At 70.6% G+C, this 25,690-nt stretch carries 19 protein-coding genes and 1 tRNA gene; 11 read left to right on the top strand and 9 right to left on the bottom strand.

Annotated elements, in window-relative coordinates:
• Positions 1–152 precede the first annotated feature (152 nt).
• Positions 153–2,879 carry a DNA polymerase I gene (gene polA / locus ACZ4SF_RS25510; RefSeq protein WP_468388407.1) on the bottom strand — a complete coding sequence of 909 codons (2,727 nt, stop codon included), beginning with the start codon at positions 2,877–2,879 and terminating at the stop codon, positions 153–155.
• A gap of 187 nt (positions 2,880–3,066) precedes the next feature.
• Here polA and ACZ4SF_RS25505 point away from each other — a divergent pair, with 187 nt between their 5' ends.
• The 9 genes from ACZ4SF_RS25505 (at position 3,067) to ACZ4SF_RS25465 (ending at position 13,204) form a co-directional block, all read left to right on the top strand.
• On the top strand, positions 3,067–5,379 hold the full coding sequence (locus ACZ4SF_RS25505) for an FdhF/YdeP family oxidoreductase (protein ID WP_468388405.1): 2,313 nt from the start codon (positions 3,067–3,069) through the stop codon (positions 5,377–5,379).
• 47 nt (positions 5,380–5,426) lie between these two features.
• Positions 5,427–5,918: a hotdog fold thioesterase gene (locus ACZ4SF_RS25500; RefSeq protein ID WP_468388403.1), complete on the top strand. Its 492-nt coding sequence runs from the start codon at positions 5,427–5,429 to the stop codon at positions 5,916–5,918.
• A 156-nt stretch (positions 5,919–6,074) separates the two neighbouring features.
• Entirely contained in the window at positions 6,075–6,512 is a 438-nt protein-coding gene (locus ACZ4SF_RS25495) for a hypothetical protein (protein WP_468388401.1), read from the top strand.
• A complete protein-coding gene (locus tag ACZ4SF_RS25490; protein ID WP_468388399.1) occupies positions 6,509–7,144 on the top strand; it encodes a Tat pathway signal sequence domain protein in 636 nt (211 codons plus the stop codon). Before ACZ4SF_RS25495 ends, ACZ4SF_RS25490 begins: the two co-directional genes overlap by 4 nt.
• A 289-nt stretch (positions 7,145–7,433) precedes the next feature.
• Positions 7,434–8,669, top strand: a complete 1,236-nt coding sequence (locus tag ACZ4SF_RS25485; RefSeq protein WP_468388397.1) for a branched-chain amino acid ABC transporter substrate-binding protein — start codon at positions 7,434–7,436, stop codon at positions 8,667–8,669.
• 110 nt (positions 8,670–8,779) lie between these two features.
• Positions 8,780–9,709 (top strand): branched-chain amino acid ABC transporter permease, encoded by a 930-nt coding sequence (locus ACZ4SF_RS25480; RefSeq protein ID WP_468388395.1) that lies wholly within the window; start codon positions 8,780–8,782, stop codon positions 9,707–9,709.
• Between the two features lie 5 nt (positions 9,710–9,714).
• The gene (locus ACZ4SF_RS25475) at positions 9,715–11,541 is read left to right on the top strand and encodes a branched-chain amino acid ABC transporter permease (RefSeq protein WP_468388393.1); all 1,827 of its coding nucleotides are present in this window, start codon (positions 9,715–9,717) and stop codon (positions 11,539–11,541) included.
• A gap of 5 nt (positions 11,542–11,546) precedes the next feature.
• Complete coding sequence (locus ACZ4SF_RS25470; protein ID WP_468388391.1) at positions 11,547–12,491, top strand: ABC transporter ATP-binding protein; 945 nt, start codon at positions 11,547–11,549, stop codon at positions 12,489–12,491.
• Positions 12,488–13,204, top strand: a complete 717-nt coding sequence (locus ACZ4SF_RS25465) for an ABC transporter ATP-binding protein (protein ID WP_103815113.1) — start codon at positions 12,488–12,490, stop codon at positions 13,202–13,204. Before ACZ4SF_RS25470 ends, ACZ4SF_RS25465 begins: the two co-directional genes overlap by 4 nt.
• A gap of 140 nt (positions 13,205–13,344) precedes the next feature.
• Here the strand turns inward: ACZ4SF_RS25465 and ACZ4SF_RS25460 are convergent, their stop codons facing one another.
• Complete coding sequence (locus ACZ4SF_RS25460) at positions 13,345–13,995, bottom strand: ANTAR domain-containing response regulator (RefSeq protein ID WP_468388389.1); 651 nt, start codon at positions 13,993–13,995, stop codon at positions 13,345–13,347.
• A gap of 101 nt (positions 13,996–14,096) precedes the next feature.
• Between ACZ4SF_RS25460 and ACZ4SF_RS25455 the strand changes: the two genes are divergently transcribed.
• Positions 14,097–14,170, top strand: a tRNA-Leu gene (locus ACZ4SF_RS25455).
• Between the two features lie 159 nt (positions 14,171–14,329).
• Here ACZ4SF_RS25455 and pyk read toward each other — a convergent pair.
• Positions 14,330–15,766 carry a pyruvate kinase gene (pyk, locus tag ACZ4SF_RS25450; protein WP_468388387.1) on the bottom strand — a complete coding sequence of 479 codons (1,437 nt, stop codon included), beginning with the start codon at positions 15,764–15,766 and terminating at the stop codon, positions 14,330–14,332.
• Positions 15,767–15,983: 217 nt separating this feature from the next.
• On the opposite strand from pyk, the gene ACZ4SF_RS25445 reads away from it, so the two are divergent.
• Complete coding sequence (locus tag ACZ4SF_RS25445; protein ID WP_468388385.1) at positions 15,984–17,789, top strand: bifunctional metallophosphatase/5'-nucleotidase; 1,806 nt, start codon at positions 15,984–15,986, stop codon at positions 17,787–17,789.
• Between the two features lie 8 nt (positions 17,790–17,797).
• Here the strand turns inward: ACZ4SF_RS25445 and ACZ4SF_RS25440 are convergent, their stop codons facing one another.
• The 6 genes from ACZ4SF_RS25440 to ACZ4SF_RS25415 form a co-directional block, all read right to left on the bottom strand.
• Positions 17,798–19,207, bottom strand: a complete 1,410-nt coding sequence (locus ACZ4SF_RS25440) for a lysine N(6)-hydroxylase/L-ornithine N(5)-oxygenase family protein (RefSeq protein ID WP_468388383.1) — start codon at positions 19,205–19,207, stop codon at positions 17,798–17,800.
• Complete coding sequence (locus ACZ4SF_RS25435; RefSeq protein WP_468388381.1) at positions 19,204–20,562, bottom strand: pyridoxal phosphate-dependent decarboxylase family protein; 1,359 nt, start codon at positions 20,560–20,562, stop codon at positions 19,204–19,206. The genes ACZ4SF_RS25440 and ACZ4SF_RS25435 overlap by 4 nt, the downstream gene beginning before the upstream one ends.
• Before the next feature lie 187 nt (positions 20,563–20,749).
• Positions 20,750–21,574, bottom strand: a complete 825-nt coding sequence (locus ACZ4SF_RS25430; RefSeq protein WP_468388379.1) for an NAD(P)H-binding protein — start codon at positions 21,572–21,574, stop codon at positions 20,750–20,752.
• A gap of 108 nt (positions 21,575–21,682) precedes the next feature.
• Complete coding sequence (gene pepN, locus ACZ4SF_RS25425; RefSeq protein WP_468388377.1) at positions 21,683–24,193, bottom strand: aminopeptidase N; 2,511 nt, start codon at positions 24,191–24,193, stop codon at positions 21,683–21,685.
• Between the two features lie 78 nt (positions 24,194–24,271).
• A complete protein-coding gene (locus tag ACZ4SF_RS25420) occupies positions 24,272–24,622 on the bottom strand; it encodes a chorismate mutase (protein ID WP_468388375.1) in 351 nt (116 codons plus the stop codon).
• Positions 24,623–24,656: 34 nt separating this feature from the next.
• Positions 24,657–25,547 carry a helix-turn-helix domain-containing protein gene (locus tag ACZ4SF_RS25415; protein WP_468388373.1) on the bottom strand — a complete coding sequence of 297 codons (891 nt, stop codon included), beginning with the start codon at positions 25,545–25,547 and terminating at the stop codon, positions 24,657–24,659.
• Between the last annotated feature and the right edge of the window lie 143 nt (positions 25,548–25,690).

The raw sequence follows: 25,690 nt of genomic DNA, 5'->3' as shown, positions 1-25,690 counted from the left end.
AAGGTACGACGCAGAGGGACTGCGCGGCTCGGAGGGCGCCGCGCAGAACCGGCGGCAAGCCCCCCTGCGCGGCACGAACACCCCTCGGCCGGGTGGCAAGCGCCCCTCGGCCCGGTGGCGAGCAAGCGCCCCCTCCGCCCACGCATCGCAGGCTAGTGCGCTGCCGACTCCCAGTCAGGGCCCACGCCGACCGAGACGTCGAGCGGTGCCCTCAGGGTGACGGCGGCGGCCATCTCGCGGCGGACGATCTCCTCCGCGGCCGCCCGCTCGCCGGGGGCGATCTCCAGGACGATCTCGTCATGGACCTGGAGGAGCATGCGGGACTTGAGGTCCGCCGCCCGCAGCGCGCTGTCCACCTTGAGCATGGCGATCTTGACGATGTCCGCCGCCGTGCCCTGGATGGGCGCGTTGAGGGCCATGCGCTCGGCGGCCTCGCGACGCTGGCGGTTGTCGCTGTTGAGGTCCGGGAGGTAGCGGCGGCGCCCGAACAGCGTCGCCGTGTAACCCGTTGCGCGCGCTTCGTCGACCGCCCGGCGCAGGTAGTCCCGGACCCCGCCGAAGCGCTCGAAGTACGCGTCCATCAGGGCGCGGGCCTCGGCCGCCTCGATGTTCAGCTGCTGGGAGAGGCCGAAGGCGGAGAGACCGTAGGCGAGGCCGTACGACATCGCCTTGATCTTGCGGCGCATCTCCGCGTCCACCGCGCCGGGCTCGACGCCGAAGACCTGGGAGGCGGCCGTGGTGTGCAGGTCCTCGCCGGAGGTGAACGCCCGGATCAGGCCCTCGTCCTCGGAGAGGTGGGCCATCACGCGCAGTTCGATCTGGCTGTAGTCGGCGGTCATCAGGGACTCGAAGCCCTCGCCGACCACGAAGCCCCGGCGGATGGCCCGGCCCTCGTCGGTGCGGACCGGGATGTTCTGCAGGTTCGGGTCCGTGGAGGACAGACGGCCGGTGGCGGCCACCGTCTGGTTGAAGGTCGTGTGGATACGGCCGTCGCCGGCGATGGTCTTGATCAGCCCCTCGACGGTGACGCGGAGCTTCGCCTGCTCGCGGTGGCGGAGCATGATCACCGGCAGTTCGTTGTCGGTCTGGGCGGCGAGCCAGGACAGGGCGTCGGCGTCCGTGGTGTAGCCGGTCTTGGTCTTCTTGGTCTTGGGCAGGGCCAGCTCGCCGAAGAGGACCTCCTGGAGCTGCTTGGGCGAGCCCAGGTTGAACTCGTGGCCGGCCGCCGCGTGCGCCTCCTTCACGGCCTGCTGGACCGCGCCCGCGAACATCTGTTCCATCGCTTCGAGGTGCGGGCGGTCCGCGGCAATGCCGTGCCGCTCCATGCGCGCGAGCAGCGCGGACGTGGGCAGCTCCATGTCCCGGAGCAGGTCGGCGGCGCCCACCTCCTCGAGGCGGCTCTCGAAGGCCGTGCCGAGGTCCAGGACGGCGCGGGCCTGGATCATCAGGGCCTCGGCCTCCGCGCCGTCGTCCGCACCGAAGGCCAGCTGGCCGTCGGCCGCGGCGGCCGGGGCCAGCTCGCGGTGCAGGTACTCCAGCGACAGCGCGTCCAGATCGAAGGAGCGCCGGCCCGGCTTGACCAGGTAGGCGGCGAGCGCGGTGTCCATGATGACGCCCTCGACGCTCCAGCCGTGCTCGGCGAAGACGCGCATGGCGCCCTTGGCATCGTGGAACACCTTGGGGCGGTCCGCGTCGGCCAGCCAGGCCGCGAACGCGTTCTCGTCGGCCTCGTCCAGCTCGGACGGGTCGAACCAGGCGGCCGCTCCCCCGTCCGCCGCGAGGGCGACCTCGGCGACGGAGCCGGTGCCCAGCGCCCAGGTGCCGACGGTGGTGACGCCCAGCGTCCCGGTGCCGTGCTCGGCGAGCCAGGGGGCCAGCTCGCCGGTGCGCAGAATCCGGCCGTCGATCTCGACGCCCTCTGTGGCGACCGGGGTGGTCTCGGCCTCCTGGCCGCCGGGGTCGACGGCGAAGAGGCGCTCGCGCAGGGAGGGGTTGCGGATCTCCAGAGTGTCCAGGACCATCGCGACGGCCTTGCGGTCGTACGGGGCCCGCTCCAGGTCGGCGACCGTCTTCGGCAGCTCGACCTGGCGCTCCAGCTCGGTGAGGACGCGGTTGAGCTTGACCGACTCCAGGTGGTCGCGGAGGTTCTGCCCGGCCTTGCCCTTGACCTCGTCGACGCGCTCGACCAGGTCCGCGAACGAACCGAACTGGTTGATCCACTTCGCGGCGGTCTTCTCGCCGACACCGGGGATGCCGGGGAGGTTGTCGGACGGGTCGCCGCGCAGGGCCGCGAAGTCGGGGTACTGCGCCGGCGTCAACCCGTACTTCTCGAGAACCTTCTCCGGGGTGAACCGGGTCAGCTCGGAGACGCCCTTCGTCGGGTAGAGCACGGTGGTGTGCTCGCTGACCAGCTGGAAGGAGTCGCGGTCGCCGGTGACGATCAGCACCTCGAAGCCCTCGGCCTCGGCCTGGGTGGCGAGCGTGGCGATCACGTCGTCGGCCTCGAAGCCCTCGACGGCGAAGCGCGGGGCCTGCATCGCGTCGAGCAGCTCGCCGATCAGGTCGACCTGGCCCTTGAACTCGTCGGGGGTCTTGGAGCGGTTCGCCTTGTACTCGGTGAACCGCTCGGAGCGCCAGGTCTTGCGGGAGACGTCGAAGGCGACCGCGAAGTGCGTGGGCGCCTCGTCACGCAGGGTGTTGGCCAGCATCGACGCGAAGCCGTAGATCGCGTTCGTCGGCTGGCCGGTCGCGGTCGTGAAGTTCTCCGCGGGCAGCGCGAAGAACGCACGGTAGGCCAGCGAGTGCCCGTCCATGAGCATCAGCCGGGGTCGCGTGCCGCCGGAGGTCTTGTCGGTCTGCTTCGATGCTGTCTCTGCCACGTCCCCGATCCTGCCACGCCGCACTGACAGTCCGGACCGGGTGCGTCCGGCGGGTGTGAGCGTCGGCACAGTCGGCCAGGGCCGGCGGGTGGCCGAGAGGCGGTCCGGCACCGCCCGGCATCGCTGTCGGTCGCCCGTGGGAGGATCGGCACCGTATTTCTCACACGCAGTCGAAGGAGAGCGTGCGATGGCGACGAAGCCGCCCAAGGGTGACCCGGTTCAGGACGCGCCGCAGGTCACGGAGCCGAAGCACGCGGCGGCGGGATTGCCGGCCATCGGGCACACGCTGCGCATGGCCCAGCAGCAGATGGGAGTGCGGCGCACCGCGATGACGCTGCTGCGCGTCAACCAGAAGGACGGATTCGACTGCCCGGGCTGTGCCTGGCCGGAGCCGGAGCACCGGCACGCGGCGGAGTTCTGCGAGAACGGCGCGAAGGCGGTCGCCGAGGAGGCGACCCTGCGCCGGGTGACGCCTGAGTTCTTCGCCGCGCACCCGGTCGCCGACCTGTCCCGCCGCAGCGGCTACTGGCTGGGGCAGCAGGGCAGGCTCACCCACCCCATGTACCTCCCCGAGGGCGGCACCCACTACGAGCCGGTCTCCTGGGAGCGGGCCTTCGACATCGTCGCCGAGGAGATCGCCGCCCTCGGCTCCCCGGACGAGGCCGTCTTCTACACCTCGGGCCGCACCAGCAACGAGGCCGCGTTCCTGTACCAGCTCTTCGCGCGGGAACTGGGCACGAACAACCTGCCGGACTGCTCGAACATGTGCCACGAGTCGTCCGGGTCGGCGCTCAGCGAGACCATCGGCATCGGCAAGGGCAGCGTCCGGCTGGAGGACCTGTACCAGGCCGACCTGATCATCGTCGCCGGCCAGAACCCGGGCACGAACCATCCGCGCATGCTCTCCGCGCTGGAGAAGGCCAAGGCGAACGGCGCGCAGGTCATCAGTGTCAATCCGCTGCCCGAGGCGGGTCTCGAACGCTTCAAGAACCCGCAGACCCCGCAGGGCCTGTTCAAGGGCGCCGCGCTCACCGATCTGTTCCTGCAGATCCGCATCGGTGGCGACCAGGCGCTCTTCCGTCTCCTCAACAAGCTGATCCTGGAGCGCGAGGGCGCGGTCGACGAGGAGTTCGTGCGGGAACACACGCACGGCTTCGAGGAGTTCGCCGCGGCCGCGCGTACGGCCGACTGGGACGAGACGCTCACCGCGACCGGCCTCACGCGCGCGGAGATCGAACAGGCGCTGCGCATGGTCCTCGCCTCCGAGCGGACCATCGTCTGCTGGGCCATGGGCCTCACCCAGCACAAGCACGCCGTCCCGACCATCCGTGAGGTGGTCAACTTCCTGCTGCTGCGCGGCAACATCGGCCGCCCGGGCGCGGGTGTGTGCCCGGTGCGCGGGCACAGCAACGTCCAGGGCGACCGCACCATGGGCATCTTCGAGCGGCCCGCCCCGGCCTTCCTGGACGCTCTGGAGAAGGAGTTCGGCTTCGCGCCGCCGCGCGAGCACGGCTTCGACGTCGTGCGGGCCATCCGTGCGCTGCGCGACGGCGAGGCGAAGGTCTTCTTCGCGATGGGCGGCAACTTCGTCTCGGCCTCGCCCGACACGGAGGTCACCGAGGCCGCGATGCGGCGCGCGCGGCTGACCGTGCACGTGTCGACCAAGCTGAACCGCTCGCACGTGGTCACGGGCGCGCGGGCGCTGATCCTGCCGACCCTGGGCCGCACCGAAGCCGATGTGCAGAGCGGCGGCGAGCAGTTCGTGACGGTCGAGGACTCGATGGGCATGGTGCACGCCTCGCGCGGCCGTCTGAGGCCCGCGAGCCGGCAGCTGCGGTCCGAGCCTGCCATCGTCTGCGGGCTCGCGCGGCGGGTGCTCGGCGAGCGCAGCGTCGTGCCGTGGGAGGAGTTCGAGAAGGACTACGCGACGATCCGTGACCGCATCGCGCGCGTGATCCCCGGTTTCGACGACTTCAACGCGCGCGTGGCCCGGCCCGGCGGCTTCGCGCTGCCGCACGCCCCGCGGGACGAGCGCCGCTTCCCGACGGCGACCGGCAAGGCGAACTTCACGGCGGCGCCGGTGGAGTACCCGGCGCTGCCCGAGGGCCGGCTGCTGCTGCAGACCCTGCGCTCGCACGACCAGTACAACACCACCATCTACGGCCTCGACGACCGGTACCGGGGCATCGCGGGCGGGCGCCGGGTGGTGCTGGTGCACCCCGAGGACGCGCGGGCGCTGGGTGCGGCCGAGGGGTCGTACGTCGACCTGGTGAGCGAGTGGCGGGACGGCGTGGAGCGGCGGGCTCCCGGCTTCCGGGTCGTGCTCTACCCGACCGCGCGGGGATGCGCGGCGGCGTACTACCCGGAGACGAACGTGCTGGTGCCGCTGGATGCCACCGCCGACACCAGCAACACCCCGGCCAGCAAGTCCGTCGTCGTACGACTCGAAGGCCACACCGGGGGCGCGGAGAGCCGTCTGGAACAATCGGCGACCGACTGAGCGTTTGCTCAGCTGAAGACAGGTGGACGACGAACGGAGCCGGGCTCATGGGTGAGCAGCAGCAAGTGAAGTTCCCGCAGGAGGTCATCGACGAGTACGCGGCGCTCGGCGTCGACCTGCCGGCGCTGTTCTCGGCCGGGCATCTGGGCACGCGCATGGGCGTGCAGATCCTCGAGGCCTCGGCGGACAAGGTCGTCGCGACCATGCCGGTGGAGGGCAACACCCAGCCGTACGGCCTGCTGCACGGCGGCGCTTCCGCGGTGCTGGCGGAGACCCTGGGCTCGATCGGCTCCATGCTGCACGGCGGCAGCTCGAAGATCGCGGTCGGTGTGGACCTGAACTGCACCCACCACCGTGGTGTCCGCTCGGGCCTGGTGACGGGCGTGGCCACGCCGGTGCACCGGGGCCGGTCGACGGCGACGTACGAGATCGTGATCAGCGACGAGCAGGGCCGGCGGGTGTGCTCGGCCCGGCTGACCTGCCTGCTGCGGGACGTGAACCCGGGCGACGAGGCACACGCGCGCCCCGTCGGCAGCTGAACGACTCCGTCCCCGGCCGCTGCGCCGCACGGCACCCGGCCCCTACGCTCAGCCACCGGCCCCCGGCCCTCCGACCCCGGCCCCTGACGTCCGGGGTCGGCGAGTGCCTCCTGCCTCACCGTTGCCCCCCGCCGCCCCTCCCCTTAGCTTCGGCACATGGGACGGCGAGGAGGCCCCCGGCCGGGGGCGAGGTTCCTGGTGCTCGCACTGGCGGTGCCGGCGCTGCTGTGTGCGACCGGCTGCGCCGGAACGGGCGGCTCCGCACACCCGAAGCAGCCCGCGCGGGCAGCGCGTTCCGCCTCCGCAGCTCCCTCACCCCCGCAGGCCTCGGCGACCTCCGACGCCGAGCTGTGCGCCAGACTGATCACGTACTGGGCGCGCAAGGCGCTCGACGACGACACCTACGGCGACTATCAGTCGATGGGTCTCTCCCACGGGCAGTACCAGATCCTGATGGACGTCGTGGACGACGCACGGACCGTCCTGCGGCGTCAAGGGCGCAAAGCAGCCAATGAGTTGATCCACCGTCAGACCGGCAGAGCGTGCACCGAGCGCTACCGCGACGGAACGCCGACCGGAGGCCCTTGGTCATGAACGGCATCGGCCCGCTGGAGCCCGGCGAGGGCACGCGCGCGTGGGACACCCGGCACGGGGAGGACCCGCCGCCGGCCGACGGGCCAGGCGTGGCCCTGGCCGCCTGGTACGCCCGCCACCGGCGGATCACCCTGGCACTCGCCGCCGCGGCCGTCCTGCTGGGAGGCGCCGGCTCCCTCTACGCCACTCGACCCCAGCAGCCGCCACCCGAGCCCCCGCACCCCCGGACACCGGCCCCCTACCCGGCCCAAGTCGTGGACGTGACCTACCTGGAGGGCCGGGCACCTGCGCCGGGGGCCCCGCCCCGCAGCTTCGGCTTCACGGTCCTGCTGAGCGTGGCGCCGGGACCGCCGGTCACCGTGACCCGTGTGACCCAGCCGTACGCAGGACTCTCCCTGACAACGGAACCATCGACTCCGTTCCGGGCCGAGGCACGTTCCGCCCGCAAGATCACGATAACCATGCACGTGACGAAATGCGGAAAAGCCCCCACAGACGCGGGCCTCCCTTTCCTGGATGTAACTCTGCGTAATACGCGTGCAATACAGGTTCAGAGCTACATCCTCGGCGGGCGCTACGCCCGAGACCTCTCCCATGCCCTGAAAGTAGCCTGCAGCAACAGTGCTGAGTAATCACCAAAACGGCTGAGACGCCTGAAAAGATCATGGCGGGTCCTGCGGGTTCTCAAAATGTGGACAGCGCGAATCCACCTGAATTCCACCGTTCCCCCCGCGGCGTACCGCTCTGCATTACGTCGTGTCATAACAAGAGCGTCACAGCCTTGGTCAGACACTCCTCCACGTTCCCCACACACGCCTAGAGTCACGGCCAGTCACCGCGCCATCGGATTGTTTCTTCAGCGCGGCGCGCGACTCGACCGCTTCCACGGGGAGGCGGTTGTGCCTGGGGAAAGGACTGATCGTGCGTCAACGTTCGCTTATCGCCATCACCGCCGCGCTGGCGGCGGGAGCGCTCACCCTCACCGCCTGCGGTTCGCGCGACAGCGGCGACAAGGGCAAGGACTCCGGCAACGGCGGCGGCACCACCGTCGTCATCGGTGTCGACGCCCCGCTGACCGGCGACCTGTCCGCCATGGGCCTCGGCATCAAGAACTCCGCGGACCTCGCCGCCAAGAACGCCAACAAGAAGAACTACGTCAAGGGCGTCACCTTCAAGATCGAGGCCCTCGACGACCAGGCCCAGCCGTCCGCCGGCCAGCAGAACGCCTCCAAGTTCACCTCCGAGCAGGAGGTCCTCGGTGTCGTCGGCCCGCTGAACTCCTCGGTCGCCGAGTCGATGCAGAAGGTCTTCGACGACGCCAAGCTGGTCCAGGTCTCCCCGGCCAACACCGGTCCGGGCCTCACCCAGGGCCCCGACTGGCAGACCAAGAAGGTCCGCACCTACAAGTCGTACTTCCGCACCGCGACCACGGACGCCATCCAGGGCCCGTTCGCCGCCCAGTACGTCTACAACACGGCGAAGAAGAAGAAGGTCTTCGTCATCGACGACAAGAAGACCTACGGCGCCGGCCTCGCCGCCACCTTCACCAACGAGTTCAAGAAGCTCGGCGGCAAGGTGGTCGGCACCGAGCACATCAACCCCGACGCCAAGGACTTCTCGGCGATCGCCACCAAGGTGAAGAACTCGGGTGCCCAGGTCGTCTACTACGGCGGCGAGTACCCGCAGGCCGGCCCGCTGAGCAAGCAGATCAAGGCCGCCGGTGCCAAGATCCCGCTCGTCGGCGGTGACGGCATCAAGGACGACACCTTCATGAAGCTGGCGGGCTCCGAGGCGGGCGGCGACCTGGCCACCTCCGTCGGCGCCCCGGTCGAGGACCTGCCCTCCGCCAAGCAGTTCGTCGCCGACTACAAGGCCGGCGGCTACAAGGAGGAGTACTCGGCCTACGGCGGCTACTCCTACGACTCCGCCTGGGCGGTCATCGAGGCCGTCAAGAAGGTCGTCGACGCCAACGGCGGCAAGCTGCCCTCCGACGCCCGCGCCAAGGTCACCGAGGCCATGCAGGGCGTGTCCTTCGACGGCGTGACCGGCAAGGTCTCCTTCGACGAGTTCGGCGACGCCACCAACAAGCAGCTGACCGTGTACGCCGTGAAGAACGGTGCCTGGGTGCCCGTCAAGTCCGGTACCTACACCGGCTGATCACACCTCACCACCCGAAGAGCCGCGCGGGGCGCTGTTCCACTGGCGCCCCGCGCGGACTCGCATCCGGCCTACATCCGTCGATTTCCGAACGTCTCGGAGGACATGCGGTGAACGAACTGCCGCAGCAGCTGGTCAACGGCCTGCTACTGGGATCCATGTACGGGCTGGTCGCCATCGGCTACACAATGGTCTACGGCATTGTCCAGCTCATCAACTTCGCCCACGGCGAGATTTTCATGACGGGAGCGTTCGGCGCTCTCACCGTTTGGCTCTGGCTTCCCGGCGGCACCAGCATGTGGATCGCGCTGCCGCTGATGATCATCGGCGCCGTCATCGTCGCGGTCGCCATCGCCGTCGGAGCGGAACGGTTCGCCTACCGGCCCCTCCGCAACGCACCGCGCCTTGCACCCCTCATCACCGCCATCGGACTCTCCCTCGCACTGCAGCAGGCCGTGTGGGCCTGGTACCCGGAGGCGAAGTCCGCACGCACCTTCCCGCAGATCGAGGGCGGCCCCTTCGAGATCGGCAGCGTCACCATCCAGACCGGTGACGTCTTCCTGGTCGTCGCCGCTCCGATCAGCATGGCGGTCCTCGCCTACTTCGTGATGAAGACCCGCACCGGCCGCGGTATGCAGGCCACCGCGCAGGACCCGGACACCGCCAAGCTCATGGGCGTCAACACCGACCGCATCATCGTGATCGCGTTCGCCCTCGGTGCCGCGTTCGCCGCAGTCGGAGCCGTCGCCTACGGCCTGAAGTACGGCGAGATCAACTTCCGCATGGGCTTCATCCTCGGCCTGAAGGCGTTCACCGCCGCCGTCCTCGGCGGCATCGGCAACATCTACGGAGCCATGATCGGCGGCGTGGTCCTCGGCGTGGCCGAGACCCTGGCCACCGCCTACATCGCCGACATCCCGGGCATGGACAAGTTCGGCAGCCAGTCCTGGGCCGACGTCTGGGCCTTCGTACTCCTCATTCTCGTACTGCTGTTCAGGCCACAAGGCCTGCTCGGCGAGCGCGTCGCGGACAGGGCGTGAGACCGATGACCACACAGACCACCGCACCCGACACCCCGGGCGCCCGCAAGGCCGACGCCCCGGCCGGACTGCTGCCCCTGCCGGAGAAGGCCGCACGCGCCCTCGCCCTCGGCGGCAGCGTGCTGACGATCGTCTCCACCTTCCTCGCCTGGACGTGGACCTCCGCATTCCCCGGCGACCTCACCGTCTACGGCTACCCCGGCGGCCTGCAGGTCCTCGTCCTCATCGGAGCGGCCCTCGCCACCCTCTTCGCCCTCGCCTCCTACGGCGTCCGCGGCCTCGGCTGGCTGGCACCCGCCGGCCCCGAAGCGGCCCTGAAGTTCGCCACCCTGGCCACCTTCGCCACCAGCTGGTACACGATCCTCGCGATCAGCAGCGACCTCGGCGGACTCGTCAACCTCGAACCCGGCGGCTTCCTCGTCGCCGTCGCCAGCCTCGCCGCCCTCGCCGGCGCCGTGGCCCTGCCCTTCCAGCGGCCCGAGCCCGACCCGATCGACCCCGACGACACCGGCTGGGAGAAGTTCAAGCACGGCGCCGGCCACAAGTGGGAAACGACCAAGGCCGTCTTCACCGCAGGCTCGCCCCGGCCCGTACCCGCCCTGCCGTCGTACGCCGAAATCCTGATCATCGTCGCCGTCCTCGCACTCGGCCTGACCGTCTTCACCTACGGCATCGGCACCGAGTACGACGAACTCTTCATCGGCTTCCTGATCACCGCGGGCTTCAGCTTCGCCGCCCTCAACAAGTCGGGCCTCATCGCCCAGGCCTCGCAGATCTCCGCCCGGCACCAGAACATCACCATCTGCGGCGCCTTCGTCGCGGCGGCGCTGTTCCCCTTCACCCAGACCAACGACCAGTACGCGACCCTCGGCGTCTACATCCTGATCTTCGCCACCGTCGCCCTCGGTCTGAACATCGTCGTCGGCCTGGCCGGCCTCCTCGACCTCGGTTACGTCGCCTTCCTCGGCGTCGGCGCCTACGCGGCGGCCCTGGTCTCCGGCTCCCCCAGCTCCCCGTTCGACGTGCACTTCCCGTTCTGGGCCGCCGTCCTCGTCGGCGCCGCCGCCTCGCTGGTCTTCGGTGTGCTGATCGGCGCCCCGACGCTGCGACTGCGCGGCGACTACCTCGCCATCGTCACCCTCGGCTTCGGTGAGATCTTCCGCATCACGGCGAACAACCTCGACGGCACCTCCGGGCCCGACCTCACCAACGGCTCCAACGGTGTGTCGTCGATCCCGAACCTCGACATCGGCGGCTTCGACTTCGGCGCCCAGCACGACATGGGCGGCTTCACCATCGGCCGGTTCGCCAACTACTTCTTCCTGATGCTGATCATCACCGCGGTCGTGGTGCTGGTCTTCCGCCGCAGCGGCAACTCCCGCATCGGACGTGCCTGGGTGGCCATCCGCGAGGACGAGACCGCCGCACTCGCCATGGGCATCAACGGCTTCCGGGTCAAGCTGATCGCCTTCGCCGTCGGCGCCTCCCTCGCCGGCCTCGCGGGCACCGTCCAGGCCCACGTCACCTACACCGTGACGCCCGAGCAGTACCTGTTCGCCGGCCCCATCCCGCCCAACTCGGCCTTCCTGCTCGCAGCGGTCGTCCTCGGCGGCATGGGCACCATCAGCGGCCCGCTGATCGGCGCTGCCCTGCTCTTCCTGATCCCGAACAAGCTGCAGTTCCTCGGGAACTACCAGCTCTTCGCCTTCGGTCTCGCGCTCATCCTGCTGATGCGGTTCCGCCCCGAAGGCCTCATCCCCAACCGCCGCCGCCAGCTCGAGTTCCACGAAGAGGCGGAAGCACCCACCCTCCTGACGAAGGCAGGGGCCTGATCACCATGACGACCGACACCACCACCAAGGACACCCCCGCCGGCGCCGCCGCGTCCGGCGAGACCGTCCTCGACGCCCGCGGCGTCACCATGCGCTTCGGCGGCCTGACGGCCGTACGCGGCGTCGACCTCACCGTCAACGCCGGCGAGATCGTCGGCCTGATCGGCCCCAACGGCGCCGGCAAGACGACCTTCTTCAACTGCCTGACCGGCCTGTACGTGCCCACCGAGGGCGAAGTCCGGTACAAGGGCAACGTCCTGCCGCCCAAGTCCTTCAAGGTCACCGCGGCCGGCATCGCCCGTACCTTCCAGAACATCCGCCTGTTCGCCAACATGACGGTCCTGGAGAACGTCCTCGTCGGCCGGCACACCCGCACCAAGGAAGGCTTCTGGTCCGCCGTGCTGCGCGGCCCCGGCTTCCACAAGGCCGAGAACGCCTCCAAGGAACGGGCCATGGAACTGCTGGCGTTCGTGGGCCTGGACCACAAGTCCGAGCACCTCGCCCGCAACCTCCCCTACGGCGAACAGCGCAAACTGGAGATCGCCCGCGCCCTCGCCAGCGAGCCCGGCCTGCTGCTCCTCGACGAGCCCACGGCCGGCATGAACCCGCAGGAGACCCGGACCACCGAGGAACTGGTCTTCGCCATCCGGGACATGGGCATCGCCGTGCTCGTCATCGAGCACGACATGCGCTTCATCTTCAACCTGTGCGACCGCGTGGCCGTACTCGTACAGGGCGAGAAGCTGATCGAGGGCGACAGCGCCACCGTCCAGGGCGACGAGCGCGTGATCGCGGCCTACCTCGGCGAGCCCTTCGAGGACGCACCCGGCGCCGAGGAGGTGGCCGAGGTGGAAGCCGCCGAGGCGCACGCCGAGGCACAGACCGAGACCGCGGAGGCCCCCGCCGAGACCACGACGGACGCCGCGCCCGGCAAGGAGAACGACCGATGACCGCACTGCTCGAAGTCGAGGACCTCCGGGTCGCCTACGGCAAGATCGAGGCCGTCAAGGGCATCTCCTTCAAGGTCGAGGCCGGCCAGGTGGTCACCCTCATCGGCACCAACGGCGCCGGCAAGACCACCACCCTGCGCACGCTCTCCGGACTGCTGAAGCCGGTCGGCGGACAGATCAAGTTCAACGGCAGATCGCTGAAGAAGATCCCGGCCCACCAGGTGGTCTCCCTGGGCCTCGCCCACTCCCCCGAGGGGCGGCACATCTTCCCGCGCATGAGCATCGAGGACAACCTGCGCCTCGGCGCGTTCCTGCGCAACGACAAGCCCGGCATCGAGAAGGACATCCAGCGCGCCTACGACCTCTTCCCGATCCTCGGGGAGCGCCGGAAGCAGGCCGCCGGCACCCTCTCCGGCGGTGAGCAGCAGATGCTGGCGATGGGCAGGGCGCTGATGTCCCAGCCCAAGCTGCTGATGCTCGACGAGCCGTCCATGGGTCTGTCGCCGATCATGATGCAGAAGATCATGGCGACGATCGCCGAGCTGAAGGCCCAGGGCACCACGATCCTGCTGGTCGAGCAGAACGCCCAGGCGGCGCTCTCGCTCGCCGACCAGGGTCACGTCATGGAAGTCGGCAACATCGTCCTGTCCGGCACGGGCCAGGACCTGCTGCACGACGAGTCGGTACGCAAGGCGTACCTCGGCGAGGACTGAGCACTCCGCCGGTCCGGCCGGCCGCTTCGGGTGGTCCGCGGCTGGTCGCGCAGTCCCCCGCGCCCCCCCTGGGAGGCGCGGAGGCCCGCGCCCCTTGTCCGGGGCGCGGGCCTCTTCATGTCTGCGGGTCGGACTCAGCCCTACTTCGCGGACTTCTTCTCCTCGCTGTCCGCGATGACCGCCTCCGCGACCTGCTGCATCGACAGCCGTCGGTCCATGGAGGTCTTCTGGATCCAGCGGAACGCGGCCGGCTCGGTCAGCCCGTACTCGGTCTGCAGGATGGACTTCGCGCGGTCGACCAGCTTGCGGGTCTCCAGCCGCTGGGTGAGGTCGGCGACCTCCTTCTCCAGCTCCTTCAGCTCGGTGAACCGGGAGACGGCCATCTCGATCGCCGGCACCACGTCGCTCTTGCTGAACGGCTTCACCAGGTACGCCATCGCACCCGCGTCCCGGGCGCGCTCGACCAGGTCGCGCTGCGAGAACGCGGTGAGCATCAGGACCGGCGCGATCGACTCCTCGGCGATCTTCTCGGCCGCGGAGATACCGTCCAGCTTGGGCATCTTCACATCCAGGATGACCAGGTCCGGCCGGTGCTCGCGGGCCAGCTCGACGGCCTGCTCACCGTCCCCGGCCTCACCGACGACGGTGTACCCCTCCTCCTCCAGCATCTCTTTCAGGTCGAGCCGGATCAGGGCCTCGTCCTCGGCGATGACGACACGGGTCGTCAGCGGAGGCACGTGCGACTTGTCGTCGTCGGGCGCGTCTACGGGCTGGGGCGACTCGGCGGTCACGGGGGCTCCTCGTTCAGGGCAGGGGTACTGCTGACAAGAGCCTACCTAGCTGCGGTAAGGTGGACGGGCAGCGGGTCGGGGTGAATCTTCGATTCGCAGGAGCTCCGGTAGTCCAATCGGCAGAGACGATACCCTCAAAAGGTATTCAGTGTGGGTTCGAATCCCACCCGGGGCACTTTCCTACGTTTCCATGGTCGGGCCCCGAAGCGGAGACCCACGTTCGCGTGATTCTCCGCTTTTTTGCTGCGCGTCGCCGCGGCCCCGGCAAGAAGCACGAGCAGCCCATCGCCCTCGAACGCCGGCGGCAAGCGTAAGTGCTGGAGGGGTCCTGCCGTTACTTCGGGCTGTCGTCCTCGCCGATGTGGTGGACGCGGACCATGTTGGTCGAGCCGGAGACGCCGGGCGGGGAGCCGGCCGTGATCACCACGACATCACCCTTCCGGCAGCGGCCGTACTTCAGCAGCAGCTCGTCCACCTGGTCGACCATCGCGTCGGTGGAGCCGACGTGCGGTCCGAGGAAGGTCTCGGCGCCCCAGGTGAGGCTGAGCTGGGAGCGGGTGGCCGGCTCGGGGGTGAAGGCGAGCAGCGGGATCGGGGAGCGGTAGCGGGAGAGGCGGCGGGCGGTGTCGCCCGACTGGGTGAACGCCACCAGGAACTTCGCGCCGAGGAAGTCGCCCATCTCGGCGGCGGCCCGGGCGACCGCGCCGCCCTGGGTGCGGGGTTTGTTCCGCTCGGTGAGCGGGGGCAGGCCCTTGGCCAGCATGTCTTCCTCGGCCGCGGTGACGATCTTCGCCATGGTGCGTACGGTCTCGACCGGGTATTTGCCGACGCTGGTTTCTCCGGAGAGCATCACGGCGTCGGTGCCGTCCAGGACCGCGTTGGCGACGTCGGAGGCCTCGGCGCGGGTGGGGCGCGAGTTCTCGATCATCGAGTCGAGCATCTGGGTGGCGACGATCACCGGTTTGGCGTTGCGCTTGGCGAGTTTGACGGCGCGCTTCTGGACGATCGGGACCTGTTCCAGCGGCATTTCGACGCCGAGGTCTCCGCGGGCCACCATGAGTCCGTCGAAGTCGGCCACGATGCCGTCGAGGTTGGCCACGGCCTGCGGTTTCTCGATCTTGGCGATCACGGGGAGGCGGCGGCCCTCGTCGTCCATGATCCGGTGCACGTCCGCGGCGTCGTCGCCGCTGCGGACGAAGGAGAGGGCGATCACGTCGAAGCCGGTGCGCAGCGCCCAGCGCAGGTCGTCCTCGTCCTTCTTGGAGAGGGCGGGGACGGAGACGGCGACGCCGGGCAGGTTGAGCCCTTTGTGGTCGGAGACCATGCCGCCCTCGACCACGCGGGTGTGCACGCGGGGGCCGTCGACGGTGGTGACTTCCAGGCAGACTTTGCCGTCGTCCACGAGGATGCGTTCGCCGGGGGTGACGTCGGCGGCGAGGCCGGCGTAGGTGGTGCCGCACTGGTGGCGGTCGCCCTCGACACCTTCTTCCACGGTGATGCAGAAGGTGTCGCCGCGTTCAAGGAGTACGGGTCCTTCGCCGAAGCGGGCGAGGCGGATCTTCGGGCCCTGAAGGTCGGCGAGGATTCCGACGCTGCGGCCGGTTTCGTCGGCGGCCTTTCGTACGCGCTGATATCGCTCCTCGTGCTCGGCGTGGGTGCCGTGGCTGAGGTTGAAGCGGGCGACGTCCATTCCGGCCTCGACCAGTGCCTTGATCTGGTCGTACGAGTCGGTGGCGGGCCCCAGAGTGCAGACGATCTTTGCTCGGCGCATGAGTCGAGCCTATGGCTTACCGGCGGGTAGACAATTGGCGCCGTATGACTACTCAACAGACTTTGGGCAAAGGGTTATTGACAAGTGTTGAATTGTGCGACGGTCCGCTCCTATGAGCGATGGTCACCAGATCGCAACCTTCCGTACCTGTCGCCGGAGGTCATGTTCAGGTCAGAATCTACGCGCGTCGTTGACCATGCGCCAAGGAGACCTGAAGATGCCGTTGAACCGCCGGAAGTTCCTGAAGAAGTCCGCCGCCACCGGAGCGGGGGTGGCGATCGCCGGAGCGGCGGCGGCTCCGGCGGCCGAGGCGGCGGAGGGCAAGCACCCGGGGCACCCCGTGAAGCGGTACTCCCTGACCGTCATGGGCACCACGGACCTGCACGGCCACGTCTTCAACTGGGACTACTTCAAGAACGCGGAGTACGCCGACAAGGCGGGCAACGCCATGGGCCTCGCCCGAATCTCCACCCTGGTCAACCAGGTGCGCGAGGAGAAGGGCCACTGCAACACCCTGCTGCTGGACGCCGGTGACACCATCCAGGGCACCCCGCTGACCTACTACTACGCCAAGGTCGACCCGATCACCGCCAAGGGCGGTCCGGTGCACCCGATGGCGCAGGCCATGAACGCGATCGGGTACGACGCGGCGGCGCTCGGCAACCACGAGTTCAACTACGGCATCGAGACGCTCCGCAAGTTCGAGGACCAGCTCGACTTCCCGCTGCTCGGCGCCAACGCCGTGGACGCGAAGACGCTGCGGCCGGCCTTCCCGCCGTACTTCATGAAGACCTTCCACGTGCCGGGTGCCAAGCCGGTCAAGGTGGCCGTCCTCGGCCTGACCAACCCGGGCATCGCGATCTGGGACAAGGCCTACGTGCAGGGCAAGCTGGCGTTCCCGGGGCTGGAGGAGCAGGCCGCCAAGTGGGTGCCGAAGCTGAAGTCGATGGGCGCCGACGTGGTCGTCGTCTCGGCGCACTCGGGTACGTCCGGCACGTCGTCGTACGGCGACCAGGTGCCCCACGTGGAGAACGCGGCGGCCAACGTGGCCAGGCAGGTGCCCGGCATCGACGCCATCCTGGTCGGCCACGCGCACGTGGAGATCCCGGAGCTGAAGGTCGTCAACGAGAAGACCGGCAGGACCGTCGTGCTGTCCGAGCCGCTGTGCTACGCCGAGCGGCTCACCCTCTTCGACATCGAGCTGGTGTTCGGCAAGGGCCGCTGGGAGGTCGAGTCGGTCTCCGCCTCGCTGCGCAACTCCAACACCGTCGCCGACGACCCGAAGATCACCAAGCTGCTGACCGACGAGCACAAGAAGGTCGTGGCGTACGTCAACCAGGTCGTGGGCCGGGCGACCGAGACCCTGACGACCGTCGACGCCCGCTACAAGGACGCGCCGATCATCGACCTGATCACCAAGGTCCAGGAGGACGTGGTCAAGGCTGCGCTGGCCGGTACCGAGTACGCCTCGCTGCCGGTGATCGCGCAGGCGTCGCCGTTCTCCCGTACTTCCGAGATCCCGGCCGGCGACGTCACCATCCGGGACCTGTCGAGCCTGTACGTGTACGACAACACGCTGGTCGCCAAGCTGCTGACGGGCGCTCAGGTGCGGGCGTACCTGGAGTACTCGGCGGAGTACTACGTCCAGACGGCCGCCGGTGCGGCGGTCGACGTGGACAAGCTGACGAACGCGGGCAACCGGCCGGACTACAACTACGACTACGTCTCGGGCATGGTGTACGACATCGACATCGCCCAGCCGGCCGGGTCGCGGATCAAGAACCTCACCTACGGCGGGGCTCCGCTGGACGACGCCCGGCAGTTCGTGCTCGCGGTGAACAACTACCGTGCCAACGGCGGCGGTGCCTTCCCGCACGTCGCCACCGCCAAGGAACTGTGGTCGGAGTCGACGGAGATCCGCACCCGGATCGCGGAGTGGGTGACCGCGAAGGGTGTGCTGGACCCGAAGGACTTCGCGTCGGGGGACTGGAAGCTCACGCGCAACGGCACGCCGGTGTTCTAGGACGCCCGCTACCTTCCCTCGACGAGCGGAGTGAGCCGCTTCGGCTGCCTGGTCTGCGGCACCCCGGCCGCAGGCTCCAGTCCGAACGAGGTGAAGGCGGTCCGGGACGGGAGCGGGTACGGCTCCTTGCCGGTGAGCGCGTTGAGGATGGTCGCGCTGCGCCAGGCGGCCAGACCCAGGTCCGGGGCGCCGACGCCGTGTGTGTGCAGCTCGGCGTTCTGGACGTGGACGGAGCCGGTGACCGAGGGGTCGAGGACGAGCCGGAACTCCTCGTCGATGCGCAGGCGTTCGCTGCTGTCCCGGCGGACGTAGGGGTCGAGTCCGGCGAGGAGGCGGCCCAGGGGGCGTTCGCGGTAGCCGGTGGCAAGGACGACGGCGTCGGTGGTCAGCCGGGAGCGGCTGTCCTGCTGCAGGTGCTCCAGGTGCAGCTCGATCCTGGTGGTGGCGATCCGGCCGGCCGTGCGGACGCGGACGCCCGGGGTGAGGACGGCGTCGGGCCAGCCGCCGTTCACGGTGCGCCGGTACAGCTCGTCGTGGATGGCGGCGAGGGTGCCGGCGCCGATGCCCTTGTGCAGTTGCCACTGGGCGGCGACCAGCCGGTCCCGCACGGGTTCGGCGAGGGCGTGGAAGTACCGCGTGTAGTCGGGCGTGAAGTGTTCGAGGCCCAGTCTGGAGTACTCCATCGGTGCGAACGCCTCGGTGCGGCCGATCCAGTGCAGCTTCTCCTGGCCGGGCGGGCGGTGCCGGAGCAGGTCGAGGAAGACCTCGGCGCCGGACTGCCCTGAGCCGACGACGGTGACGTGCCCGGCGGCGAGGACGGAGTCGCGGTGGTCGAGGTAGTCAGCGGCGTGGATGACGGGCACACCGGGCGCGTCGACCAGGGGCTGGAGCGGGTCGGGCACGTAGGGGGCGGTGCCGATGCCGAGGACGATGTTGCGGGTGTAGGTACGGCCGAGGGACTCGGCTTCGCCCTCGGCGTCGAGCTGGGTGTGGTCGACCTCGAAGACGTCCCGTTCGGGGTTCCAGCGGACGGCGTCGACCTGGTGGCGGAAGCGCAGTCCGGGCAGTGCCTCCGCGACCCAGCGGCAGTAGGCGTCGTACTCGGCGCGCTGGATGTGGAAGCGCTCGGCGAAGTAGAAGGGGAAGAGCCGTTCGCGGGTCCGGAGGTAGTTGAGGAAGCTCCAGGGGCTGGTGGGGTCGGCGAGGGTCACCAGGTCGGCGAGGTACGGCACCTGGATGGTGGCGCCCTCGATGAGCAGCCCGGGATGCCAGTCGAAGCCGGGGCGCTGTTCGTAGAAGACGGCGTCGAGTTCGGCGAGCGGGTGGGCGAGTGCGGCGAGGGAGAGGTTGCAGGGGCCGATGCCGATGCCGACCAGGTCGCGCGGGGACGCGGGCTCGTGGCGTGGGGGGTGGGTCATGCGGGGGTGCTTCCTTCGACGAGTTTGAGCAGGTGGGCCAGGTCGTCCGGCCGCGTGTGGGGGTTGAGGAAGGTGGCCTTGAGCCAGAGGCGGCCGTCGGTCCGGGCGCGGCCGAGCACGGCCCGGCCCTCCTGCAGCAGTCTGCGGCGTACGGCGGCCACGGCGGTGTCGTCCGCGTCGGCGGGCCGGAACAGGACGGTGCTGATGGCGGGCCGGTCATGGAGTTCGAGGCCGGGGTGTTCCTGCACCAGTGCGGCGAACTCGCGGGCCCGGGCGCAGACCTGGTCGACCAGGGTGCCTAGGCCGCTGCGGCCCAGCGTCTTCAGGGTGACGGCGATCTTCAGGATGTCGGGGCGGCGGGTCGTGCGCAGGGAGCGGCCGAGCAGGTCGGGGAGGCCGGCCTCGGTGTCGTCGTCGGCGTTCAGGTAGTCGGCGCGCTGGTGCAGGGTGGCGAGTTCGTGGGGGCGGGCGACGGCGAGGAGACCGGCGGCGACCGGCTGCCACCCGAGCTTGTGCAGGTCGAGGGTGACGGTGTGGGCGGCTTCCAGGCCGGCGAGCCGGTCGCGGTGGCGGTCGCTGAAGAGGAGGCCTCCGCCGTAGGCCGCGTCGATGTGCAGCCGGGCGCCGTGGGCGGTGCACAGGCCGGCGATCTCGGGCAGCGGGTCGATGAGGCCGGCGTCGGTGGTGCCGGCGGTGGCGGCGACCAGCAGCGGGCCGGAGAGCGCGGTGAGGGCCCCGTGCAGGGCGGCCGGGTCGAGGGTGCCGTTCGGCGCGGGGATGACGACCGGCTCGGGCAGGCCGAGCAGCCAGGCGGCACGCGGCAGGGAGTGGTGGGCGCTCGCGCCGCAGACCAGTTGGACGGAGCCGCCGTGGGCCTCGCGGGCGAGGAGCAGGGCGAGCTGGTTGGACTCCGTGCCGCCGGTGGTGACGAGGGCGTCGGCGAGGCCGGCCGTGCGGGCGAGGGTGCGGGCGACGGCGGCCTCGAGGGCGGAGGCGGCCGGGGCCTGGTCCCAGGAGTCCAGGGAGGGGTTGAGGGCGCTCACGGCGAGGTCGGCGGCGGTGGCCACGGCGAGCGGCGGACAGTGCAGATGAGCTGCGCACAGCGGGTCGGCTGGGTCGGCGGCGCCCTCGGCCAGGAGCTGGACGAGGGTGTGCAGGGCGTCCGGATCGCCGGTGTCCGGCAGGACGTCCCCGAGGGCGTCGGCGACGCGCGCGGCGACGCCGTCCGGGCCGCCGGCGGGCAGTGGTCCGCCACGCCGGGCGGCGCCGGCCGTGAGCGCGTCGAGCACGGTGTCCAGGAGGGGCCGCAGGGTGTCGGGGCCGCCGGGGCCCGAGGCGAGGGGCGGCATGCTCATGGGCTCTCCTCCGGGCACGGGACCGCCCGACGGGCTTCCGGGCCCGGGGCATCCGGCTTGTGGGTGGACTTCCAGCTTGTACCGGAAGAGAGCCCTGTGTCCCGAAAGCCCGGCGAACAGAACCCGAAAGTGTGTACTGCCGTATCGCGCGGGGCTGTTGGGACAGGAGTGGATCAGCTGCTGCCGGCTACGCCCGGAAGTCCCCGGCGTGGTCGCGGGCCCACTCGGCGAAGGTGCGGGCCGGGGTGCCGGTCAGCTTCTCCACCGTGCCGGTGATCTCCGGGGGTACGCCGACGGTCTCCCCGAAGCTCTGCAGCAGCCGGTCGCGCAGGGGCGGCGGCAGGTCCGGGAACAGCTCCGGGCCGGCCTCGGCCGGGTCCGCCTCCACGAACGTCAGCTTCCTGCCGAGCGCGGCGCCGATCGCCGCGACCTGGTCGGCGTTGCTGGTCGCCTCGGGGCCGGTGAGCCGGTGCACGGCGTTCTCGTGCCCGTCGTCGAGCAGGACGCGCTCGGCGACGGCCGCGATGTCGTCCTCGTGGATGGGGGCGGAGAGCCCGTCCGCGAAGACGCCCCGCACGGTGTCGCCCGTGCGGATCTGGGGCGCCCAGTGCAGCGCGTTGGTGGCGAAGGCGTTGGGCCGCAGGAACGTCCAGGGAAGCCCGCTGTCGCGGATCTCCCGCTCGACGCCGGCGTGCATGACGTGGATGGGGTGGGTCTCGTCGGCGCCCTCCTGGACGATGCCGCTGGAGAGCAGGACGACGTGCCGTACCCCGTGTGCGCGGGCCGCCTCCAGCAGCGGGGCGGCGCCGGGCAGGGCGTACAGGAAGAGCTTCGTCGCCCCGCCGAAGAGGGCGGCCGGATCGTCCGTCCGGAACCGGACGACCTCCGCCTGGCCGGGCAGCGCGGCCCGCTGCGGGTCGCGGGTCAGTGCCCGGACGGGCTGTCCCGCGGCGAGGAGACGGTCGACGAGGGCACGGCCGACGTTGCCGGTCGCGCCGGTCACTACGATCACGGTGCTGCCTCCGAGGGCTTGGGCTGGTCGTTGACCGTCCGAGCCTAGGAACGGCGGCCGGCCCCGCGCATCGTCGGCAGGGACCAGCCGCGCCCTACGTCATCGGTCCTACGCCGGCTGAACCGCCGCCCGTTCGGCCTGCCCGTCGCGCACCTTGAGGGCGCGGGACAGGTCGTCCAGCCGGTCGGCGAGGGTGCGGCGCAGGGCCGGGGTGAGTTCGGCGTCGCGCAGACAGGCCTCGCCGAGCTGCACGTGCTCGGCGTCGACGGCGTGGGCCGGGAAGCACCAGCGGCCGGCGGCGACCGCGATGGCGGGGCCGCGGCGGGCGGCGACGGCGACCGCGTCCTCGTAGAAACGCGGCACGTACTGCCGTACCTGCTCGGCCTGTTCGGGCTGCCAGAAGCCCTGTGCGGTGGCCGTGAAGAGGTAGTTGGACAGGTCGTCGCGGGCGAACATCGCCTCCCAGGCCGCGCGCTTGGCCTCCGGGCCGGGCAGGGCGGCGCGGCAGCGGGCGGCGCCCTCCTGGCCGGTGGCGCTCGGGTCGCGCTCCAGCTCGGCGGCGATGGCGGCCTCGTCGGTGGCGCCGAGCACGGCGAGCCGGGCGAGGATGCGCCAGCGCAGCTCGGGGTCGAGTTCCGGACCGCCGGGGACCGTGCCGTCGGCGAGCCAGGCGGCGATGGTCTCCGGGTGGGCGGAGACGCCGATCAGGTGCCGTACGGCGATCAGCCGCAGGCCGGGGTGCTCACCGTCCTCGGTGCGCCGCAGCAGGTCGCGGCAGAGGGAGGCGAGGGTGGCCAGGGCGGCCGGGCGGTCCTGCGGCGTGAGGTACTGGTCGGTGATCTGGCCGGCGGCGAAGGCGAGGACGCCCTCGGCGACGGCCAGGTCGGTCTCGTGGGGCAGGTGGGCGCGGGCCGTCTCCAGGTAGGCGGCGGGCGGGAGTTCGCCGTCGCGGACGGCGTCCCTGAGGGCGTTCCAGACGACCGCGCGGGTGAGCGGGTCGGGCAGGCCGGACAGACCGGTGCGCAGCGTCTCGAAGGAGCCGGCGTCGAAGCGGATCTTGGCGTAGGTGAGGTCGCCGTCGTTGAGCAGGACGAGCGCGGGGCGCTTGCCGATGGGCTGCGGGGCGGCCTGGGGGACGTCGAGGGAGACGCGCTCGCGCAGTACCAGCCGGCCCTCGTCGGCGACGTCGTGGTCGTACAGCCCGGCGCTCAGGCGGTGCGGGCGGCTGCCCGCGTGGCCGGCGGTCAGCGTGCAGGTGCCGTCGGCGGAGGTGACGACCGGGGTGAGGGTGTCGACGCCGGTGGTGCTCAGCCAGCTGTCGGCCCAGGCGTGCACGTCGCGGTCGGTGGCGGAGGCGAGGGAGTCGATGAAGTCGGCGAGGGTGGCGTTGCCGAACTTGTGCCGCGCGAAGTGGGTGTTGATGCCGGCGAGGAAGTCCTTCTCGCCGAGCCATACGGCCAGCTGGCGCAGGGCGGAGGCGCCCTTGGCGTAGGAGATGCCGTCGAAGTTGAGCAGGGCGGAGGCCGTGTCGTCGACGTTCTCGGGGGCGACCGGGTGGGTGGTGGGCCGCTGGTCGGCGTCGTAGCCCCAGGACTTGCGGGTGACGCCGAACTCGGTCCACGGGTCGGTGAACCGGGTGGCCTCGGCGGTGGTCTGGTAGCCCATGTACTCGGCGAAGGACTCGTTCAGCCAGATGTCGTCCCACCACTTGAGGGTGACGAGGTCGCCGAACCACATGTGGGCCATCTCGTGCGCGATGACCATGGCGCGGGTCTGCCGCTCGGTGTCGGTGACGGCGGAGCGGTAGATGAACTCGTCGCGGAAGGTGACCAGGCCCGGGTTCTCCATGGCGCCCGCGTTGAACTCGGGGACGAATGCCTGGTCGTAGGAGTCGAAGGGGTACGGCTCCTCGAACTTCTCGTGGTAGCGGTCGAAACACGCGCGCGTGACGTCGAGGATCTCGTCGGCGTCGGCGTCGAGGTGGGGCGCGAGGGAGCGGCGGCAGTGGATGCCGAAGGGCAGTCCGCAGTGCTCGGTGCGCACCGAGTGCCAGGGGCCGGCGGCGACGGCGACGAGGTAGGTGGAGATCGGCGGGGTGGGCGCGGCCTGCCAGAGGCCGTCGCCGCGGTGCCCGGTGACGCCGTTGGCGAGGACGGTCCAGCCCTCGGGTGCCTTGACCGAGACCTCGAAGACGGCCTTGAGGTCGGGCTGGTCGAAGGCGGCGAAGATGCGCTGGACGTCGTCCATGAACATCTGCGTGTAGACGTACGTCTCACCGTCGCTGGGGTCGGTGAAGCGGTGCATGCCCTCGCCGGTGCGGGAGTAGCGCATGACCGCGTCGACGCGCAGCTCGTGCTCGCCGGCGGTGAGGTTCTTCAGCGGCAGGCGGTCCTCCTGCAGCGACTCGGGGTCGAGCGGCTGTCCGTCGAGCGTGACCGTGCGCAGCTGGACGGGCTTCAGCTCGACGAACGTGTCCCCGTCGGTCCGGGCGGTGAACCGGATCACGGTACGGGAGTCGAAGGTCTCGTCACCGGTCGTGAGGTCCAGTTCGACCGTGTAGCGGTGGACGTCGAGGAACTGTGCTCGGAGCTGCGCTTCGTCGCGCGTGAGTACGGACATGCAGGCCATGCTGCCTGATGGGACCGACAGCGCACAGGGGTGGGCCGGTATACGGCTTTTGTCCCTGCACGCTCGTGGTCAGTCCTGCTGCGCGGGCTGTCCGTTGTGGGTGTCCCCGGCGATCCGCTCGTGGTGCCGGATCACCTCGGCGATGATGAAATTGAGGAACTTCTCCGCGAACGCCGGGTCGAGCTTGGCGTTCTCGGCGAGGCTGCGCAGCCGGTCGATCTGCCGGGACTCGCGGGCCGGGTCGGCGGGCGGCAGCTGGTGCAGTGCCTTGAGCCGGCCGACCTGCTGGGTGCATTTGAAGCGTTCGGCGAGCATGTGGACGACGGCCGCGTCGATGTTGTCGATGCTGTCGCGCAGCCGCTCCAGTTCCTGGCGGACCTCGGGGTCCACGGAGCCGGTGCCGGGGTTGCTGGTGGTCATGACCGTCAACCCTATGCGCTGCGCGGGCTCTGTCTCACGGGGTGTCCGGGGACTGGATCATCGGCGGATCGCCCGGGTCCGGGACGCGCTCGCTCCAGCCGCCGGGGACGCTGTGGCCCTGCTGGGCGCGGAAGCGCACCGGGGCCAGACCCACACGCCGGGTGAACAGCCGGGAGAAGTAGGCGGGGTCGTCGTAGCCGACGCGGCGGGCGACGGCCGCGACGGGCAGCTCGGTGGCGGCGAGCAGCTCCTTGGCGCGGGTGAGGCGGATGCCGAGGAGGTAGTCCTTGGGGCTGCACCCGGCGGCCCGGCGGACCGCGCCGCGCAGCTCGGCGGTGGTCATCCCGTGCCGGGCGGCGTGGTCGGCGACGCTCATCGGCGTGCAGGCGTCCCGGGCCAGCGCCTGGAGCACCTGGTCGCCGTCGGGGGCGAGGTCGGCGCGGGCTCGGCGCAGGGTGACGAGGAGTTCGTGGACGGCGGCGCCGGTCTCCACCTCCAGCAGAGGGTTGCCTTGGCGGGCGGCCCGGGCGATGCGGGCGACGACCGTGCGGGGGCCGGAGGCGTCGGCGAGCGGGACGACGGGCCGCTCGGGCTCGATGTAGCCGAGCTCGGTGTAGGCCGCCGTGGCGGGCCCGGCGAAGTCGACGAAGCCCTCGTCCCAGCCGGTGTCCGGGTCGGGTGCGTAGTGGTGGGGCACGCCGGGGGTGAGCCACAGCAGCGTGGGGGCGGTGACGGTCGTGCGGCGGCCGTCGGCGCCCCGGTACCAGCCTCCGCCGGAGCTGATCACGACGGCCACGTGGTGGTCGAGGGTGCGCGGGCCGACCGTGGGCAGCGCGCCGTGCTGCAGTCCGACACCGAGGCAGACCAGGCCGAGGCGGTGGTGGGCGGGGCCGGGGCTGAAGAACCGCATCCAGGTCTGGTACATCGGTGCTCCTCCCCGGCGTCGGCGGGCCGTCACGGACGCACGCACGGACCGCACGCACGGACCGCACGCACGGACCGCACGCACGGACCATGCGCACCGGCTGTGCGCTCGCTCCAGGCGCACAGACCGGTGTACGGGCCGTG

This window comes from Streptomyces sp. NPDC027663, assembly GCF_055566415.1.
Note: the sequence above shows the minus strand (reverse complement) of the source record. Positions and strands in the feature narration are given on the sequence as shown.